Source organism: Pseudomonas sp. RIT-PI-q, assembly GCF_001297125.1.
GTDB lineage: Bacteria > Pseudomonadota > Gammaproteobacteria > Pseudomonadales > Pseudomonadaceae > Aquipseudomonas.
This window is the reverse complement of sequence record NZ_LHPC01000017.1, coordinates 29,918-45,481: the sequence shown is the minus strand read 5'-3', so window position 1 is coordinate 45,481 and position 15,564 is coordinate 29,918. Positions and strand designations below refer to the sequence as shown.

At 59.9% G+C, this 15,564-nt stretch carries 15 protein-coding genes; 9 read left to right on the top strand and 6 right to left on the bottom strand.

Annotated features, from left to right (window positions below):
• Positions 1-89: 89 nt before the first annotated feature.
• The 5 genes from AEQ67_RS04090 (at position 90) to AEQ67_RS04070 (ending at position 6,336) form a co-directional block, all read left to right on the top strand.
• On the top strand, positions 90-1,286 hold the full coding sequence (locus AEQ67_RS04090; protein WP_059402615.1) for a fumarylacetoacetate hydrolase family protein: 1,197 nt from the start codon (positions 90-92) through the stop codon (positions 1,284-1,286).
• A 72-nt stretch (positions 1,287-1,358) separates the two neighbouring features.
• The gene (locus AEQ67_RS04085; protein WP_059402614.1) at positions 1,359-2,687 is read left to right on the top strand and encodes an MFS transporter; all 1,329 of its coding nucleotides are present in this window, start codon (positions 1,359-1,361) and stop codon (positions 2,685-2,687) included.
• Between the two features lie 332 nt (positions 2,688-3,019).
• On the top strand, positions 3,020-4,024 hold the full coding sequence (locus AEQ67_RS04080) for a PdxA family dehydrogenase (protein WP_059402613.1): 1,005 nt from the start codon (positions 3,020-3,022) through the stop codon (positions 4,022-4,024).
• An 86-nt stretch (positions 4,025-4,110) separates the two neighbouring features.
• The gene (locus tag AEQ67_RS04075) at positions 4,111-4,989 is read left to right on the top strand and encodes an alpha/beta fold hydrolase (RefSeq protein ID WP_059402612.1); all 879 of its coding nucleotides are present in this window, start codon (positions 4,111-4,113) and stop codon (positions 4,987-4,989) included.
• A gap of 63 nt (positions 4,990-5,052) precedes the next feature.
• A complete protein-coding gene (locus tag AEQ67_RS04070) occupies positions 5,053-6,336 on the top strand; it encodes an MFS transporter (protein ID WP_059402611.1) in 1,284 nt (427 codons plus the stop codon).
• A 225-nt stretch (positions 6,337-6,561) separates the two neighbouring features.
• Here AEQ67_RS04070 and AEQ67_RS04065 read toward each other — a convergent pair whose 3' ends face one another.
• The 4 genes from AEQ67_RS04065 to AEQ67_RS04050 all read right to left on the bottom strand — a co-directional run bounded on the left by AEQ67_RS04065 (position 6,562) and on the right by AEQ67_RS04050 (position 9,858).
• On the bottom strand, positions 6,562-7,968 hold the full coding sequence (locus AEQ67_RS04065; RefSeq protein WP_059402610.1) for a heavy metal sensor histidine kinase: 1,407 nt from the start codon (positions 7,966-7,968) through the stop codon (positions 6,562-6,564).
• Positions 7,965-8,636: a heavy metal response regulator transcription factor gene (locus tag AEQ67_RS04060; RefSeq protein WP_059402609.1), complete on the bottom strand. Its 672-nt coding sequence runs from the start codon at positions 8,634-8,636 to the stop codon at positions 7,965-7,967. Before AEQ67_RS04060 ends, AEQ67_RS04065 begins: the two co-directional genes overlap by 4 nt.
• Positions 8,637-8,699: 63 nt before the next feature.
• A complete protein-coding gene (locus AEQ67_RS04055; protein WP_059402608.1) occupies positions 8,700-8,957 on the bottom strand; it encodes a DUF2790 domain-containing protein in 258 nt (85 codons plus the stop codon).
• 130 nt (positions 8,958-9,087) lie between these two features.
• Positions 9,088-9,858 carry an alpha/beta hydrolase gene (locus tag AEQ67_RS04050; protein ID WP_059402607.1) on the bottom strand — a complete coding sequence of 257 codons (771 nt, stop codon included), beginning with the start codon at positions 9,856-9,858 and terminating at the stop codon, positions 9,088-9,090.
• A 197-nt stretch (positions 9,859-10,055) separates the two neighbouring features.
• Between AEQ67_RS04050 and AEQ67_RS04045 the strand changes: the two genes are divergently transcribed.
• Complete coding sequence (locus AEQ67_RS04045; protein ID WP_059402606.1) at positions 10,056-10,277, top strand: hypothetical protein; 222 nt, start codon at positions 10,056-10,058, stop codon at positions 10,275-10,277.
• Positions 10,278-10,651: 374 nt separating this feature from the next.
• Here the strand turns inward: AEQ67_RS04045 and AEQ67_RS04040 are convergent, their stop codons facing one another.
• The gene (locus AEQ67_RS04040) at positions 10,652-11,548 is read right to left on the bottom strand and encodes a LysR family transcriptional regulator (RefSeq protein ID WP_059402605.1); all 897 of its coding nucleotides are present in this window, start codon (positions 11,546-11,548) and stop codon (positions 10,652-10,654) included.
• Between the two features lie 250 nt (positions 11,549-11,798).
• Between AEQ67_RS04040 and AEQ67_RS04035 the strand changes: the two genes are divergently transcribed.
• The 3 genes from AEQ67_RS04035 (at position 11,799) to AEQ67_RS33545 (ending at position 14,965) form a co-directional block, all read left to right on the top strand.
• Positions 11,799-13,100 (top strand): NAD(P)/FAD-dependent oxidoreductase, encoded by a 1,302-nt coding sequence (locus tag AEQ67_RS04035; protein ID WP_059402604.1) that lies wholly within the window; start codon positions 11,799-11,801, stop codon positions 13,098-13,100.
• 57 nt (positions 13,101-13,157) lie between these two features.
• Entirely contained in the window at positions 13,158-14,246 is a 1,089-nt protein-coding gene (locus AEQ67_RS04030; RefSeq protein WP_059402603.1) for a polyamine ABC transporter substrate-binding protein, read from the top strand.
• Positions 14,247-14,404: 158 nt separating this feature from the next.
• Positions 14,405-14,965: a nucleotidyltransferase family protein gene (locus tag AEQ67_RS33545; RefSeq protein ID WP_082377775.1), complete on the top strand. Its 561-nt coding sequence runs from the start codon at positions 14,405-14,407 to the stop codon at positions 14,963-14,965.
• On the opposite strand, the gene AEQ67_RS04020 is transcribed toward AEQ67_RS33545, so the two are convergent.
• A complete protein-coding gene (locus tag AEQ67_RS04020) occupies positions 14,883-15,557 on the bottom strand; it encodes a helix-turn-helix transcriptional regulator (RefSeq protein ID WP_059402601.1) in 675 nt (224 codons plus the stop codon). The genes AEQ67_RS33545 and AEQ67_RS04020 overlap by 83 nt on opposite strands.
• Positions 15,558-15,564 lie beyond the last annotated feature (7 nt).

Genomic DNA, 15,564 nt, shown 5'->3' with positions numbered 1-15,564 from the left:
TATCAAATGCTGAAAATATGTCATTGGGATTTATCAATCAAGTCCACTAGTTTTTGCCCGAACGTCACTGAATTGATCTGGATCTCCTTATGCCCACTCTGAAATTGACCTGTGAAAACACCCTCCCGAATGATGGCTTGCAAGGAACCCTGATTGGTCGTGCCTGGGTGCCGGGGAAAACCGCAGGCCCATCGCCGGTGGTGCTGCGCGCCGATGGCGTGTTTGATCTGTCCGAAGACTTTGCGACGTTGAGCGATCTGCTGGAAAGTGCATCGCCGCTGGAGGAGGTTCGCAACGCTCGCGGTCGCTACATCTGCACCACTGAAGCCCTGTTGGCCAACACCGGACCGGACTCCGATCCCGCCCAAGCGTACCTGCTGCCACCGGTTGACCTGCAAGTGATCAAGGCCGCTGGCGTGACCTTCGCCTCGAGCATGATCGAGCGCGTGATTGAAGAGCAGGCGGGTGGCGATGCGGTCAAGGCCGAGAGCGTTCGCAGCCTGGTCAAGTCGGCGATCGGCGACAACCTGAGCGCGATCAAACCCGGTTCGACCGAAGCGGCGCGGCTCAAGGCTGTGTTGATCGAGCAGGGCTTGTGGTCGCAGTACCTGGAAGTGGGCATCGGCCCGGATGCCGAGATCTTCACCAAGGCCCCGGTCCTCGCGTCCGTCGGCAGCGGCAATGAAGTCGGTATTCATCCCAAGTCGAAATGGAACAACCCCGAGCCGGAAATCGTCCTGGCGGTGAGCAGCCGTGGTCAGATTCACGGCGCCACCCTGGGCAATGACGTTAATCTGCGCGACTTCGAAGGCCGTAGCGCCTTGCTGCTGAGCAAGGCCAAGGACAACAACGCCTCGTGCTCGATCGGCCCGTTCATTCGCCTGTTCGACGAAAGCTTTTCCCTGGATGATGTGCGCCGCTGCGTGGTCGACCTGGACGTCGAAGGCGATGACGGTTTCGTCCTGCGTGGCAGCAGTTCGATGGAGAAGATCAGTCGCGATCCGCTGGAATTGGTGGCCCAGACCGTGGGCAGCGATCACCAGTACCCGGACGGTTTCATGCTGTTCCTCGGCACCTTGTTCGCCCCGACTCAGGATCGTGAAGAGCCGGGCAGTGGTTTCACCCACAAACAGGGCGACAGCGTCAGCATCGGCAGCCCGCTGCTGGGCGCTCTGCACAACCGCGTCACTTACAGCAATGAAGCGACACCCTGGACGTTTGGCCTGCGGGCATTGATGGGCAACCTGGCCGCTCGCGGTCTGGTGGCCGGTAAGTCTATCCACTGATTGACCGGCCGGAAATTGCGGGCAGATAAAACACAGTGGTTGCTGCACCTCTAATAACAAGGCACACGAATGATGAGCAAAAATAAAACAAGATCGGATCACGCGGCCGCTATCGAAAGCGCCATCGCCAAGTGTCGCTGGAAGCTGTTGCCGTTTCTCGCCTTGATGTTCGCCCTGGCGATGATTGACCGCTCCAACGTCGGGTTCGCCAAGGCGGCGCTGCAAACCGACATCGGTTTGAGCAACGCCGCGTTCGCCCTCGGCGCAGGCATTTTCTTCATTGGTTATGCGATCTTCGAAGTGCCCAGCAACCTCATGTTGCACCGGGTCGGCGCACGGGTCTGGCTGAGCCGGATCATGATCACGTGGGGGCTGGTGTCTGCCGCCATGATGTTCACCCGCGATGAAACCACGTTTTACGTGCTGCGCTTTCTGCTCGGCGTGGCCGAAGCGGGCTTCTCCCCGGGTGTGATCCTGTACCTGACCTACTGGTTTCCGGCGCAGCGTCGCGGCCAGGCCATCGGCATCTACTACTTCGGCTTGCCATTGGCCTTGATGCTCGGCAGCCCGTTGTCCGGCTGGTTGCTGGAAATGCATGGCATGTTCAACCTGACCAACTGGCAATGGATGTTCCTGGTCGAAGGCCTGGCGGCTGTCGTGGTGGGCATCATTGCGCTGTTCTACCTCAAGAGTAAGCCGCAGGAAGCCAACTGGCTGACCCGTGAGGAGAAAGCGGCCCTGACCCAGGAGCTCGAGGCGGAAGACAAGCTCAAACTCGCCCATGGACCGAAGAGCCTGCTGGGTCTGGTTCGCAACAAGCGCGTGCTGAAGTTCATCCTGATCTACTTCAGCGTTCAGGTCAGTGTGTACGGGGTGATCTTTTACCTGCCGACGCGAATCGCCGAACTGCTGGGGACCAAGGTCGGCCTGGAAGTGGGCATGTTCATTTCGTTGCCATGGCTGTGCGCCGCCGTCGCCATGTATTTCGTGACGCGTTATGCCGACCGGCATGCGGCGCACTTGAAGATGGCGATGTGCATGTTGGGCATGGCCGCGTTGGGGATTGCCGCCTCGGCGTTGCTCAACAGCTTCGCGCCGGTGCTGTTGGCGTTCTGCTTCGCCGCCGCCGGCTTCGTCACCGTGCAACCGTTGTTCTGGACACTGCCGACGAGCTACCTCGGCGGGGTCGCGGCGGCCGGCGGGATTGCGTTGATTGGTTCGATGGGCAATATCGGTGGCTTTGTCGCGCCGATGCTCAAGGCCAATATGGAAGTCTGGTTCACCGATCCGCGAGCGGGGATGTTGGCACTCTCGGCCGCCGGGCTGGTGGGCGTCTATCTGCTGTGGACGCTGCGCACGCCTCAGGCGCCAGTGCCATTGAAACAGGCCCTGGCAGGGTAATACCAATCTCTGTAGGAGCGAGCTCGCTCGCGATGGACGTTAACGATTACGCGTGTTGACTGGAAAAACGCGTCGCCCTCAGGTTCATTGCGAGCAAGCTCGCTCCTACAGTTTTCCTCGCCGTGACCGTTAAAAAACAGCCGAAGCCCTCAGGGGCTTCGGCTTTTTTGTGTCCTCAAACCACAGTCTGTGAATGCCCGCCCCACGTTTTACACCTTGAAGGCCCACCCCGTCGGCCTAGGATGTCCACAGCGGTTACACCCAAGAGTCGGCCCAGGCCTGCTCGACCGATAACAATAAAGACACGCCTTGATTGGACAGGAGAAAAACTGATGAAACCCCTGATTGGACTTATGCTGGGCGATGTCACCGGCATTGGCCCTGAGTTAGTCGTCAAGCTGTTGTCGACACCCGAGGCACGTGAGCGGGCGGATGTAGTGATCATTGGGGACGAGCGTGTGCTCGAACTGGGCATGCGCGACGCCGGTTTGCGTATCCCTTACCAGAAGATCGAGCGCCTCGGCGAGGCCGACCATTCCCAGGCCGCCGTGCCCTTGATCGATTTACACAACGTGGATCCGGCGTTGTATGAACGCGGCGTGGTCAACGCGGAGTCGGGTCGCCTGACCGGCGAAACCTTGAAGATCATGACGGACATGGCCCTGGCCGGCGAGCTGGATGGTATCTGCTTCGCGCCCCTCAACAAGGCCGGCCTGCACCGGGGCGGCTGGAACTACCACGACGAACACCAGATGTTTGCCGCCTGGACCGAGCACGTTGGTTACTTCGGTGAAGTGAACATCATCCCGCAGTTTTCGACCTTCCGCGTGACCTCCCACGTGGCGCTGCGCAAGGCGGTCGACATGGTGCAACCGGATCGCATCGAAGGCGCCCTGCAACTGGCGCACGACACCTTGCGTGCACTGGGCAACAACGCCCCGCGCATTGGCGTCGCGGCACTCAATCCCCATGGCGGCGAGAACGGTCTGTTCGGTGACGAAGAGATCACGATCATTCGCCCGACCCTCGAAGCCTTGCGCCTCAAAGGCCTGGCCTGCGAAGGGCCGTTCCCTTCGGACACGGTATTCATCAAGGCGCGCAACGGCGATTTCGATGCGGTGGTGATCATGTACCACGACCAGGGCCAGATCGCGACCAAGCTGCTGGGCTTCTCGTCGGGCGTCACCCTCACCGGTGGCCTCAAGACCGTTTATGCCACCCCGGCCCATGGCGTGGCTTACGACATTGTCGGCAAAGGCATCGCCGACGTCGGCGCCATGGCCGCGGCGTTCCGCGTGGCAACCGATAACGCCGCTGCACGCAAGCTCAAACGCTAAGCGCGGGTGAATTGAAAGAGAAGGGCGCTGCACCTTCAAAACAGTCAGAACGGTCAGGCCCAGGCACCAACATCGAGGCTAATGCTATGTTCGAAAACTTCACCAAAACCATCACCAAAACCAGTGGTGCCGAGATTGTCACCGTCGTCGGTGGCGAAGGCCCGCCCTTGCTGCTGATGCACGGCAACCCGTTCAATCACCTGTCCTGGCACAAGATCGCGCCGCGCCTGGCCAAGGACTTTACCGTGGTCTGCACCGACTTGCGCGGTTACGGCGACAGCTCCAAGCCTGAGGGTGGCGGCGATCACTCGGATTATTCATTCCGCGCCATGGCCCAGGACCAGGTCGAAGTCATGCAGTCGTTGGGCTTCAACCAGTTTTATGCCGCCGGCCATGACCGGGGGGCGCGGGTCCTGCATCGCATGTGCCTGGACCATGGCGACACGGTGCTCAAAGCCGCTTTCGTCGACATGCTGCCGCAGCATTATTTGCTCAACAACGTCACACGCCAGTGGGGCAAATTCTCCTGGCACTGGTTCTTCATGACCCAGGACGCCCCGACACCCGAGCACATGATGGACGCCGATCCTGAGTTTTTCATCCGGCGCAAACTGTCGAAGACCGACCAGGGCACCAGTTTCTTCGGGCCCGAAGCGCTGGCCGATTACATCCGCTGCATCAAGAACCCGGCCACCACCCACGCCATGTGCGAGGACTATCGCGCGACCTTTGGCATCGACCTCGACATGGACACCGCTGACTTCGACGCGGGCCGGCGGATCGACAACCCGGCACTGATTCTCTGGGGCGCCAAGGGCGGCGTCGGCCGCAACCACAACGCCGCCGAAATCTGGAGCCGCTACGCCACTAACATCGTGCAGACCGCCACCGTACCCTCGGGGCATTACCTGCAGGAAGAATGCCCGGACGAAACCTACGAGGTGCTGCAGGGCTTCTTCAAGTAACACAACGACAGGCGGTCCGGGATGACCGCCTGCCCACTACAACTATAAAAAAAGGTGGAAAAAATGATTCCGACAACGCTTGCGCAAAAGCGCCGGGCGACACTGACCTTCGTGTTGCTTTGCGTCATGGCTTTCATCATGTACGTGGACCGCACCAACCTGGCCGTCGCCGCGCCGACGATCAGCAAGGAACTGGGGTTCAGCAACACCAACCTGGGCATGATGTTCTCCGCCTTCGCCATCGCCTACAGCTGCTTCATGATTCCTGGCGGCTGGTTCAGTGACCGCATCGGCTCGCGCAAGGCGATGCTGCTGTACGGCATCATCTGGTCGGTGGCGACCATCGCAACCGGTCTGGTCAGTGGCCTGGTGGTGCTGGTGATTGCTCGTTTCGTGGTGGGCATCGGCGAAGCGCCTATCTACCCGACAGCGGCGCGCATGATTGCCCGCGCCATTCCCATTACCCAGCGCGGCACGGCCCAGGGCATGATGCATGCGTCAGGGCGCCTGGCCAACGCACTCGCGCCGTTGATCGTGACGTTCATGATCATCCAGTTCTCGTGGCGCCTGACCTTCGTCATCCTCGGCGTGGTGACGCTGATCTACATGTTCGTCATGTATTTCAGCCTCAGCGAATCGAAAAAACTGGTCGAAGCAACCGCCGCTGTGCCGCTGCCGCCGGTGAAGGCCAAACCGGTCAACTGGCCGCAGATGCTGCGTAAAGTCTGGCCAGCCGCTGCCACCTGTTTTTGCCATGGTTGGGTGTTGTGGTTTTTCCTCAACTGGATACCGTCGTTCTTCACCCAGCGTTACGGCATGGACCTGACCCACACCGCGATGTTTTCGACCTTCGTACTGCTCGGCGGGACCGTCGGCCCCGCGGTCGGCGGCATGCTCTCGGACTGGCGCTTCAAAGTCCCCGGCAACCGCCTGCGCTCACGTCGCGACCTGATCATCTTCGGCTTCCTGGCCTCGATCATTGGCTTGATTCCGCTGATGTTCACCCACGACCTGATCATCTGCGCCTGTGGTTTGAGCTTCTCGTTCTTCTGCTCGGAACTGGCGGACTCGCCGCTCTGGGTCATCGGCACCGAGGTGTCTCACGAGCACTCGGCAACCTCCAGTGCTTGCACCTTCACCGGCATGGCCCTGGCGGGCGCAGTGTCGCCGGTGGTGATCGGCTGGTTGCTGGATATCACCGGCAATAACTGGTCGGTGGCGTTTGGTGCTTCGATTGCCGTGGTGTTGCTGGGGCCGGTGCTGGCGATGTTTATCAAGCTGGACGACGAACCCGCTCCGGAGCCGGTTTCAGCCGGGCATTCGCAGGCTGCGGTGACTCACAGCTGAAGTTGCCTTCTGGTCTCAATGACAAAAAGCCTGAAGCCCGTTACCGGGTTTCAGGCTTTTACAGCGACTGTATGAGCTGGCTTGCCAGCGAAGGTCGTTAACGATGACGCGTTTTAACAGGATAAATGTGGCGTATTCGTGGCCTTCGCTGGCAAGCCAGCTCCTACAGGGGCGGGGGGTTCCCAGAGGCCAAACGCAGAAATGGATATGCCCCCCATCCCGATCTTATTCATCCAACCGCCGCGCCGGAAAGAACAATTCAAAACAGGTCATCCCCTCGCTGCTACTGACGCTGTAAGCGCCGTTATGCAGCTGCATAATCGTCGCCACGATCGACAGCCCCAGGCCATTGGAATGGGCCGAGCGTTCGCGGGATTCATCGACGCGGTAGAAGCGCTCGAACAATCTCGGCAAGTGTTCGGCGGGGATAGTCTGGCCGTGGTTGCGCACGATCAGCCGGATGCCGTCAGCCGAGGGCGTGGCGCGAATGAACAGCTCTGAATCGGGCGCGCCGTATTTGATGGCGTTGGCGCACAGGTTGGCCAGGGCGCGGCGCAGCAGCATCGGTTCGGCCCAAATCACGCCGCTGCCCTGTGCATCAATGTTGATTCCGACGTCCGCCGCCGGCCCCTCGAAATAGTCGGCCATCCGTTCCATTTCGTCGGCGGCATCCAGTTCCTGGCGTTGGCTAAGTGCGCTGGCCGGATCGGTCCGGGCCAGGAACAGCATGTTGTCGAGCATCCGCGCCAGGCGTTCGAGCTCCTCGACATTGGAGGCGAGCAGTTGCTGGTAGGCCTCGATGCTGCGGTTTTGCTGGAGGGCGACCTGGGTTTCGCCGAGCAGGTTGTTGATCGGCGTGCGCAACTCATGGGCCATATCGGTCGAGACCTGACCGAGCTGCACGAAGCCCTTGCCCAGCCGGTCGAGCATCGCGTTGAATGCCTCGATCATCGGCAGCAATTCCCGTGGCGCGCCCTGGCTGTCGAGGCGTTCGCTGAGGTTGCCGACGCCGATGCCATGGGCATGGCTGGCCAGGCGCCGCAGGGGCAGCAGGCCGCGATGCACCAGCAGATAACCGGACAGCGCCAGCAGAATCGCCGCGACGCTGGCGAACAGGTACACATTAAGGCGATAGCTGGCGAGCACCGCGGTGCGCTCGGTCATCAGGCGCCCGGTGACCACTTGCAAGCTGCCCAGATCGCCGGAATCGATGGTCGCCGCCAGTGCCGCGAAGGGCACGCCGTCCACACTCGGGTAATGCTGCACGTCGGCCAGGCTCAACGGATGGTCCATCGACACCGGTGCCAGCGACGGCATGTCGAGGTTGCCGGGATTGACCACCAGCAACGGTTGTTGACCAGGCGCGCCGATGGTCAACAGGGCCTCGCGGTTGCCAAGCATGTTCTGGAACAGCGCCGGTTTGGTTTTGATCAGGTCCAGGGTATTGCTGTCGTTGAGGAACGTGCGCAGTTGATCGATGCGGTTGACCAGGGCGGCGTCGTCGCGGCGGATCAGCTCGCGTTCCAGATCGCGGTACAGCGCCACGCCCAACAGGGCCAGCGAGACAAAGGCCAGCAGGGCAAATACCAGTGCCAGACGCAGTGTTAAAGAGTGGCGAAGGCGTACGCTCATGGTTGCGTATCGAAGCGGTAGCCGATGCCGCGCACGCTGTGAATCAACTTGAGCTGGAACGGGTCGTCGATTTTCAGCCGCAGTCGGCGCACCGCGACATCGACGACGTTGGTGTCACTGTCGAAATTCATGTCCCAGACCCGTGACGCGATCATCGAGCGCGACAGCACCTCGCCCTGATGCGTGGCGAACAGGTGCAGCAGGGCGAACTCCTTGTTGGTCAGGGTGATCCGCACGCCGGCGCGGGTGATGCGGCGTTTGAGCACGTCGATCTGCAGGTCGTCGACTTGCAGTTGTTCTTCTTCGCGGGTGGGACCACGGCGGGTCAGGGTGCGCAGGCGCGCGACCAGTTCGGCGAAGGAAAAGGGCTTGATCAGGTAATCGTCGGCGCCCAGTTCCAGGCCCTTGATGCGGTCAGCAATGTCATCGCGCGCGGTGAGGAACAGCACCGGCGTGTCAGCCTCCTTGCGCAAGCGGCGCAGGACTTCCCAGCCGTCCATTTTCGGCATCATCACGTCCAGCACGATGACGTCGAAATCATGCTCCAGGGCCAGGTGCAAGCCATCGACCCCATCGCGCGCCAGGCTGACGCTGTACCCGAGTTCCTGTAGGCCATTGAGCAGGTAGTTGCCTGCCTTGGGTTCGTCTTCGACTACGAGGATGTTCATGGATAGTTGCCTCAGCCCTTTGGCGCCAGTGTAGCCCGATCAGTTGCAAGTACAGTTGCCGAATCAATGATCATTGATGCAACCCATGCCCTGGACCTGGTAATCCAGCTGATGCTCGCGACCCTGGTGGTCGAGGTAATTGAACCGTGCTGGGACGATGCCACAGGCTTGTGAGATGTCGGTACTGGACAGTTCTTTGGCGACGTCGAGGTGGACGAAGAAACCGGTTTTGTCGTGGATGATGGGGGCTGCGGCCGGGGTATCGGCAAACGCCGAACCGGTGGCGAGGAGGGCTGCAAAACCGAGGATTAACAGTTTCATGATGATGTTCTCCAATCTGGGGCGGTGGGCTGCCGGAAGGTGTTGCCTGGCAGTGAGTTCAGGTTAACCAGGCGATCCGGACAGCCGACCAACAGTTCAATGACAAGTTTGTAATGAAACGGCGCGGGCGTTATGGCTGGCGACCGGCGGCTTCGAGGATCAGGTCGGCGATTTCCCTGGAGTGGGAGACAAGGGACAAGTGGCTCGACGGCAACTCGATGGTGGTCGCGCCCATGCGCTTGGCGAGGAAGCGTTCCAGGTCCGGGTTGATCGTCTGGTCGAGGCTGGAGACCGCGTACCAGGTCGGCTTGGAGTGCCAGGCCGCTGCTGTCGTGCGGTCGGTGAACAGGGTTTTGGCGATCGGTTGCTGGACGGCGAACAGTTCCATCGCCTTGTCGTGAGGCACGTCACTGGCGAAGTATTTGAGGAAAGCGTCTTGCTTCAGGCTGATAAAACCGTCGTGTTCTTCGGTGCCGGCGCGCACGGGCATGGTCGGGTATTTGGCCGACAGCGCGACGAAGTCTTCGCCTGCATCCGGCGCCCGTGCCGCGACGTAAACCAGCGAGCTGACTTTCGGATTGACCCCGGCTTCACTGACCACGGTGCCGGCGTAAGAGTGGCCGACCAGCACGGTCGGGCCGTCCTGTTGGTTGAGTACACGCTTGGTGGCGGCGACGTCGTCGGCGACTGAGGTCAATGGGTTTTGCACGGCGGTAACGTGCAGCCCGGCAGCCTGCAACCGCGAAATCACCTCCGACCAACTGGAACCATCGGCCCAGGAACCGTGCACCAGCACGACGTTGTTGGCCTTGACCGGTGCGATGTCGCTGGCCATGGCGGAACCGCTGCCCAACATGAACAGGCTGGCGGCGATCAGGCAGAGTTTGCTGAGTGGTTTCATGGTGTCGACCCTTGTCATCATCAGTAGGTGGCGTGTCACCCGGTATGGGTGACTGACGACTTCACTGTATGAAGCGAGGGTGCTGGCTACGCTGACATCTCGATGACATGTTTGTAATCATCGCCGTACGTCGGAGCCGAGGAACGGCTATACAACGCGGACCTTCCAAATGAGCACAATCCTTTGGAAGTCTGGCCATGACGGATGATCAAAAAGAGCAGGCTTTGGCTGCCTGGTATCAGCTCCTGAAAGAGCCAAAAATCCGCATGGATGCTGAAGAGCAGTACGACGAACTGTTGAAAGCCGCCGATGAGATGGAGCGTACAGGCCTGATTAACAGCGCTGAATGGCGCAAGTTGGTTCGCGAGGCCGGCGTCGCTTTTGCCAAGGCGATAGAAGGGGTAGGCGGCGGAACATAGTAGCCAAAACACGACCCGTGTAGCAGCTGGCACAGCCTGCATCCGGCTCTGTAGCAGCTGTCGAGCTTGCGAGGCTGCGTTCGGCTGCGTAGCAGTCGTGAACCCTGAACACGCGGTTTTCCTGATACACCGCATTGCCTGAGTTCACGACTGCTGCGCAGCCGAACGCAGCCTCGCAAGCTCGACAGCTGCTACAGAGCCGAACGCAGCCTCGCAAGCTCGACAGCTGCTGCGCAGCCGAACGCAGCCTCGCAAGCTCGACAGCTGCTACATAGCCGAACGCAGCCTCGCAAGCTCGACAGCTGCTACAGAGCCGAACGCAGCCTCGCAAGCTCGACAGCTGCTACAGAGCCGAACGCAGGCTTCGCCAGCGGCTACAGGTGATTTGTGGCGGCCTGGTCGGCAAACCATTGCAGGATCAGCGCACACGCCGGGTGCGAGGTGGCCGAGGGTTGCGGGCACAGCGAATAGACTCCGCCAGTCTTCAGGGGCTGGCCGAACGGGACGACGAGCACGCCGCGATCGATGGATTCCTCGGCCAGGGTCAAGTCGGTCACGGCCACCCCCAAGCCGCGCGCCGCGGCATCGAGTGCCAGTTCGTCAAGGTTGAAGGGGATGTGTCGGTAGTCGTCCAGCGACCTGCCGTCATTGGCGGCCAGCCAGTCTATCCAGGCTTGCATGTCCGCCGAGCGATGGAGCAGCGCGAAACCTGTGAGGTCGTCCACGGACGCCAATGGCCGGGTTGAACTGGCCAGGCCCGGGGCGCATACCGGCACCAGCGCTTCCTCGAACAAGGTCAGGCAGACCGGATCACTGGACGGCTCGGGCAGATAAAGAATGTAGGCGTCACTGTCGCTGGCCGGCTCGACGATTTCCGTCGCCACGGTTTCGATCGCCAGGGAAATCTCCGGGTGACGCCGGTAGAAATCGCTCAGCTTGGGCAGCAACCAACGAACCGCCAGCGACACATGCATGCGAATGCGAAAAGGGCGATTCTGCGGGTTAAGCCGATCCTCGAGTGCCTTCAATTGCTCAAGGATAGTGCGCGCGCTGGCAAGCACCTGTTCGCCCTCCGGGGTCAGTCGAATACTGCGACTGCTCCTGACGAACAGCGGTACGCCGAAGTGACTCTCCAATTGCTGGATTTGCCGGCTCACTGCGCTTTGGGTCAGGCAGAGCTTTTGCGCAGCCTGGGTGAAGCTGCCCGAATCAGCGACTTCCACCAAGGCCTGCATAGCCTGGAGAGACGGGACGTGACGGATTTTATCCATGCGTTTTCAGAATAGCTCGATGATTTTATAACGTTGGTTGTAACACCACATACCTTATAGATTCTAGCTCTAGCGACCGTCATCTCAAACTACTCATGCAATTAATGCATGTGGTTGAACCTGTAGGAGCTGCCGAAGGCTGCGATCTTTTGATCTTGATTTTAGAAACGAAAATCAAAAGATCGCAGCCTTCGGCAGCTCCTACAGGGGGTGAGGCGGCTCGCGGAACGACAGTCAAATGAGGTGACCCATGGAAAACGTATGTGGCTGGATTGCGCAGGCGGGCAGTGCGCCCGTTCGTGATCGCCTGAGCGGCAGGCAAACAGCCGATTGGCTGGTCATCGGTGCCGGTATCACTGGCCTGTCCGCCGCACATTCGCTGGCGGAAATGCACCCTCAGGCACGCATCGTGGTCGTCGACCGGCAGCGTGCGGCACAAGGTGCCTCGGCGCGCAATTCAGGGTTCGTGGTGGGTCATGAACATCCGGCCACCGATGAGCTTCTGGGCCATGCGGGCTTCGCCGGTTATGAAGTGGATACCTCGATTTCACGCGCGGCCAGCGACGAGGTGCGTCAACGCATTGCACGGCACGGCATCGAGTGCGACTGGCGCGATTCCGGGTATTTCTTTGCGGTCAGCGACCCGGCCAAGCTGACGCATGTTGAGGAAAAACTGGCGACGCTCAAAGCCGTCGGGGCGTCTGCGCACTTTCTGCAAGGTGAACAGCTGATCGAGAAACTCGGAACCCGGCATTACCGGGCCGCGATTTGGTGCGGCAATGGCAACGCATTGCTGCAACCGGCGAAATACGTGAAGGGCCTGCTCAATGCGCTGCCGGACGGCGTGACCCTTTATGAAAACACCGAGATCACCGGCCTGGAACGCTTGGACAAGGGGCGTATTCGCGCAAACGGCATTGATGGATGCATTGAGGCGAAGCAAGTGTTGGTGTGCCTGAACGCGTTCATTCCGCGTGCGGGAATCGATGACAGCGGCACCTTCCCTATGGAACTCAGCGCCAGCCTGACGCGGCCGCTCAGCGATGAGGAATTCAAGGCCATTGGCAGTGTGGAACCGTGGGGCGTGCTGTCCACCCGGCCGCTGGGTGCCACGGTACGGCTGACCCCGGATCGTCGTGTGATGATCCGCAACACCGCGGAATACCGCTCCAAGGATCTGACCAACAGTGAGCTTTTGCTCCGTCGCCAACACCACGTGCTGGGTTTGCAGCGGCGTTTTCCGTCACTGACCGAGCAGGATATTCAGTACACCTGGACCGGCCACTTGAGCGCCTCGCGCACCGGACAACCATATTTTGCCAAAGTCGAAGAGGGCCTGTTTGCCGTGGCCGGGTGCAACGGTTCGGGCGTCGCGCGCGGCACCCTTTGGGGGCGCCTGCTGGCTGAAATGGCCTCGGGCGCCAGTTCGCCCATCTTGCGTTCGGTGATGCACAGAGCCCAGCCGGGCTGGCTCCCGCCCAAACCCTTGCTCGATATCGGTGCCATGCTTCGAATGCGCGTGGAGGCGGTCAGGGCCAGAACAGAAATCTAAAAACCCTCAAAAGAAAAAGCCCCAAAAGAATAAAAGCTCCTAAAAAGGTGATTGAACATGCACGCCAATAAACTTTCCCTGATGGTCTTGCTCGCGTCGTTTTCGGCAGTCGGTTACGCGGACGAAGTCGTCAATATTTCCAACTGGAACGGCTACATTGCCGACGATACCTTGACCAATTTCACCAAGGAAACGGGGATCAAGGCGACGTACGACATTCATGACAGCAACGAAGTCCTCGAATCAAAACTGATGACGGGCAATACCGGTTATGACGTGGTCAGTCCGTCGAACCATTTTCTGTCCCGGTTGATCAAGGCAGGGGCGATTCAGAAGCTGGATAAAAGCCAGTTGCCCAACTGGAAAAACCTTGACCCGGCGTTGCTGAAAAAACTCGAGGTCAATGATCCCGGCAACCAGTACGGCTATCCGTACATGTGGGGCACGGCGGGGATTGGCTACAACGTCGAAAAAATCAAAGCGATCTTCGGCAACACCGATGTCACCCATTCCTGGAGCCTGTTTTTTGATGAGAACAACATCAAGAAGCTGAGTGAGTGCGGCGTGGCGATTATCGATAACCCGACGCAGATCCTGCCGATCACCCTCAATTACCTCGGACTGCCGCCCCATAGCCATGAGCCAGCGGACTATAAGAAAGCCGAGCAGGCGCTGTTGAAAATCAGACCTTACGTCCAATATTTTCACGCCTCCAAGTACATCAGCGATCTGGCGAATGGCAATGTCTGCGCGGTGATCGGCTTCAACGGCGACATCGTGCAAGCCGCCGCCAGCGCCAAGGAAGCCAAGAACGGCATCGAAATCGCCTATTCGATTCCTGACGAGGGATCGACCCTTTGGCTCGATATGGTGGTCATGCCCAAGAGCGCGCCGCATGAGAAGAATGCTTACGCGTACATGAATTACCTGTTGAACCCTCAGGTCATCGCCAACATCAGCAACAGCATCCATTACGCCAACCCCAACAGCGCCGCGGATGAGTTTGTGACGCCGTCGGTGAAGCAGGACCTGGCGATTTACCCGCCGAAAAACGTGATGGACAAGCTGTTTACCGTCGAAGACCTGCCCGCCGCTATCGCACGGTTGAGCACTCGTCTGTGGACCAAACTGAAAACCAACACCTGACCGAACATCACCTGTAGGAGCAGAGCTTGCTCGCGAAGACGCCGGCAGATTCAACATTGATCTGACTGAATAGGCGCATTCGCGAGCAGCGACTTGTGGTGGGCCCTGGATCGCCGGTAGGGTGGGATCCGTCGCAAACACCCCCTCAAGGAGAGAGCATGACATTAACGGCCGAAACGCTAACCGAGATCGCCATGACCAACCCGGTCAACGCCGAGCTGGTCCGGCGCTTGCCTTCGCTTGGCCTGAACCAATGTCTGTTGACGGCGGGCTGTCTTTTTCAGGCGGTCTGGAATCATCAGTCCGGCCGTCCCACGGATTGGGGCATCAAGGACTACGACGTTTTTTACTTTGATGAAGACGAGTCGTGGGAGGCCGAGAACGAAGTGATCATTGCCGCACGCAGCCTCTTTCACGACCTCGATGTGAACATTGAAATCAAGAACCAGGCGCGGGTTCACCTTTGGTACGGGCAGCGATTTGGCCGGGCGTATCCCAAGCTCCTGTCAGCAAGGGATGGCATTGATCGGTACTTGGTTGCGGGGACGTGTATCGGCCTGGATGTAGTGACCGGCGAGGTGTATGCGCCTTACGGTTTGGGTGATGTCGAAGCAGGGCTGTTGCGTATCAACCCGCTCAATCACCAGCCGGATTTGTATGAGCAGAAGGCAAAGAGTTATCAGGCTCGGTGGCCGTTTTTACGACTGGCAGGAGTTTGAAACGGCAGACATTGCCGCCCCTTACCATGCATTCCGTGTGGTCGACATCACCACCACCCAACGCCCCGATCAAAGCCAGGTCCAACTCGCAAACGACCGGGTGGGCCGCGGCCAGGCGGTGAAAAACGCAGTTGTGCGCGACGATTTCCTTGTCGTCGGATGAACGAAAAAACACTTCGGCTTCGTATCCCGCCTGGTTCATGTGATGCACGATCCTGGCTTCGTCCACGACCCGGGGTTCACGGTCCTGGGCCAGTTTGCGGCCCATGCTGCGCATCAATGAAGCCAGGGCCTCGGGGCCGATGATGTCGGCCACTTCTTCGATCAGCACACTGGCCAGCATCTGATACTGGCGGGGAAACTGCTCCTTCCCATGGTCGGTGAGCCGATACAGCTGCTCGGGTCGCCGACCCGTAGGCCGGGTTTCGCCGCGCAGCACCAATCCGTCGCGCTCCAGAGCCGCCAGATGCTGGCGAATCGCGGTGCGTGTCACCGAAAGATGGTCAGCCAACTCGTCAATGCTCATGCCACTCGCGTGGTACAGCAGCGCATTGAGCAGGTCCTGCTGTGTACGGCCCAATCCTTCAAGCATGGTGTGC

What these genes read in the sequence shown, in the direction of transcription:
- AEQ67_RS33545 (WP_082377775.1), top strand. Translation starts at nt 14,405, where the DNA reads ATGACATTAACGGCCGAAACGCTAACCGAGATCGCCATGACCAACCCG.
- AEQ67_RS04055 (WP_059402608.1), bottom strand. Translation starts at nt 8,957, where the DNA reads ATGAAACTGTTAATCCTCGGTTTTGCAGCCCTCCTCGCCACCGGTTCG.
- AEQ67_RS04080 (WP_059402613.1), top strand. Translation starts at nt 3,020, where the DNA reads ATGAAACCCCTGATTGGACTTATGCTGGGCGATGTCACCGGCATTGGC.
- AEQ67_RS04030 (WP_059402603.1), top strand. Translation starts at nt 13,158, where the DNA reads ATGCACGCCAATAAACTTTCCCTGATGGTCTTGCTCGCGTCGTTTTCG.
- AEQ67_RS04085 (WP_059402614.1), top strand. Translation starts at nt 1,359, where the DNA reads ATGAGCAAAAATAAAACAAGATCGGATCACGCGGCCGCTATCGAAAGC.
- AEQ67_RS04075 (WP_059402612.1), top strand. Translation starts at nt 4,111, where the DNA reads ATGTTCGAAAACTTCACCAAAACCATCACCAAAACCAGTGGTGCCGAG.
- AEQ67_RS04050 (WP_059402607.1), bottom strand. Translation starts at nt 9,858, where the DNA reads ATGAAACCACTCAGCAAACTCTGCCTGATCGCCGCCAGCCTGTTCATG.
- AEQ67_RS04070 (WP_059402611.1), top strand. Translation starts at nt 5,053, where the DNA reads ATGATTCCGACAACGCTTGCGCAAAAGCGCCGGGCGACACTGACCTTC.
- AEQ67_RS04020 (WP_059402601.1), bottom strand. Translation starts at nt 15,557, where the DNA reads ATGCTTGAAGGATTGGGCCGTACACAGCAGGACCTGCTCAATGCGCTG.
- AEQ67_RS04035 (WP_059402604.1), top strand. Translation starts at nt 11,799, where the DNA reads ATGGAAAACGTATGTGGCTGGATTGCGCAGGCGGGCAGTGCGCCCGTT.
- AEQ67_RS04040 (WP_059402605.1), bottom strand. Translation starts at nt 11,548, where the DNA reads ATGGATAAAATCCGTCACGTCCCGTCTCTCCAGGCTATGCAGGCCTTG.
- AEQ67_RS04065 (WP_059402610.1), bottom strand. Translation starts at nt 7,968, where the DNA reads ATGAGCGTACGCCTTCGCCACTCTTTAACACTGCGTCTGGCACTGGTA.
- AEQ67_RS04090 (WP_059402615.1), top strand. Translation starts at nt 90, where the DNA reads ATGCCCACTCTGAAATTGACCTGTGAAAACACCCTCCCGAATGATGGC.
- AEQ67_RS04045 (WP_059402606.1), top strand. Translation starts at nt 10,056, where the DNA reads ATGACGGATGATCAAAAAGAGCAGGCTTTGGCTGCCTGGTATCAGCTC.
- AEQ67_RS04060 (WP_059402609.1), bottom strand. Translation starts at nt 8,636, where the DNA reads ATGAACATCCTCGTAGTCGAAGACGAACCCAAGGCAGGCAACTACCTG.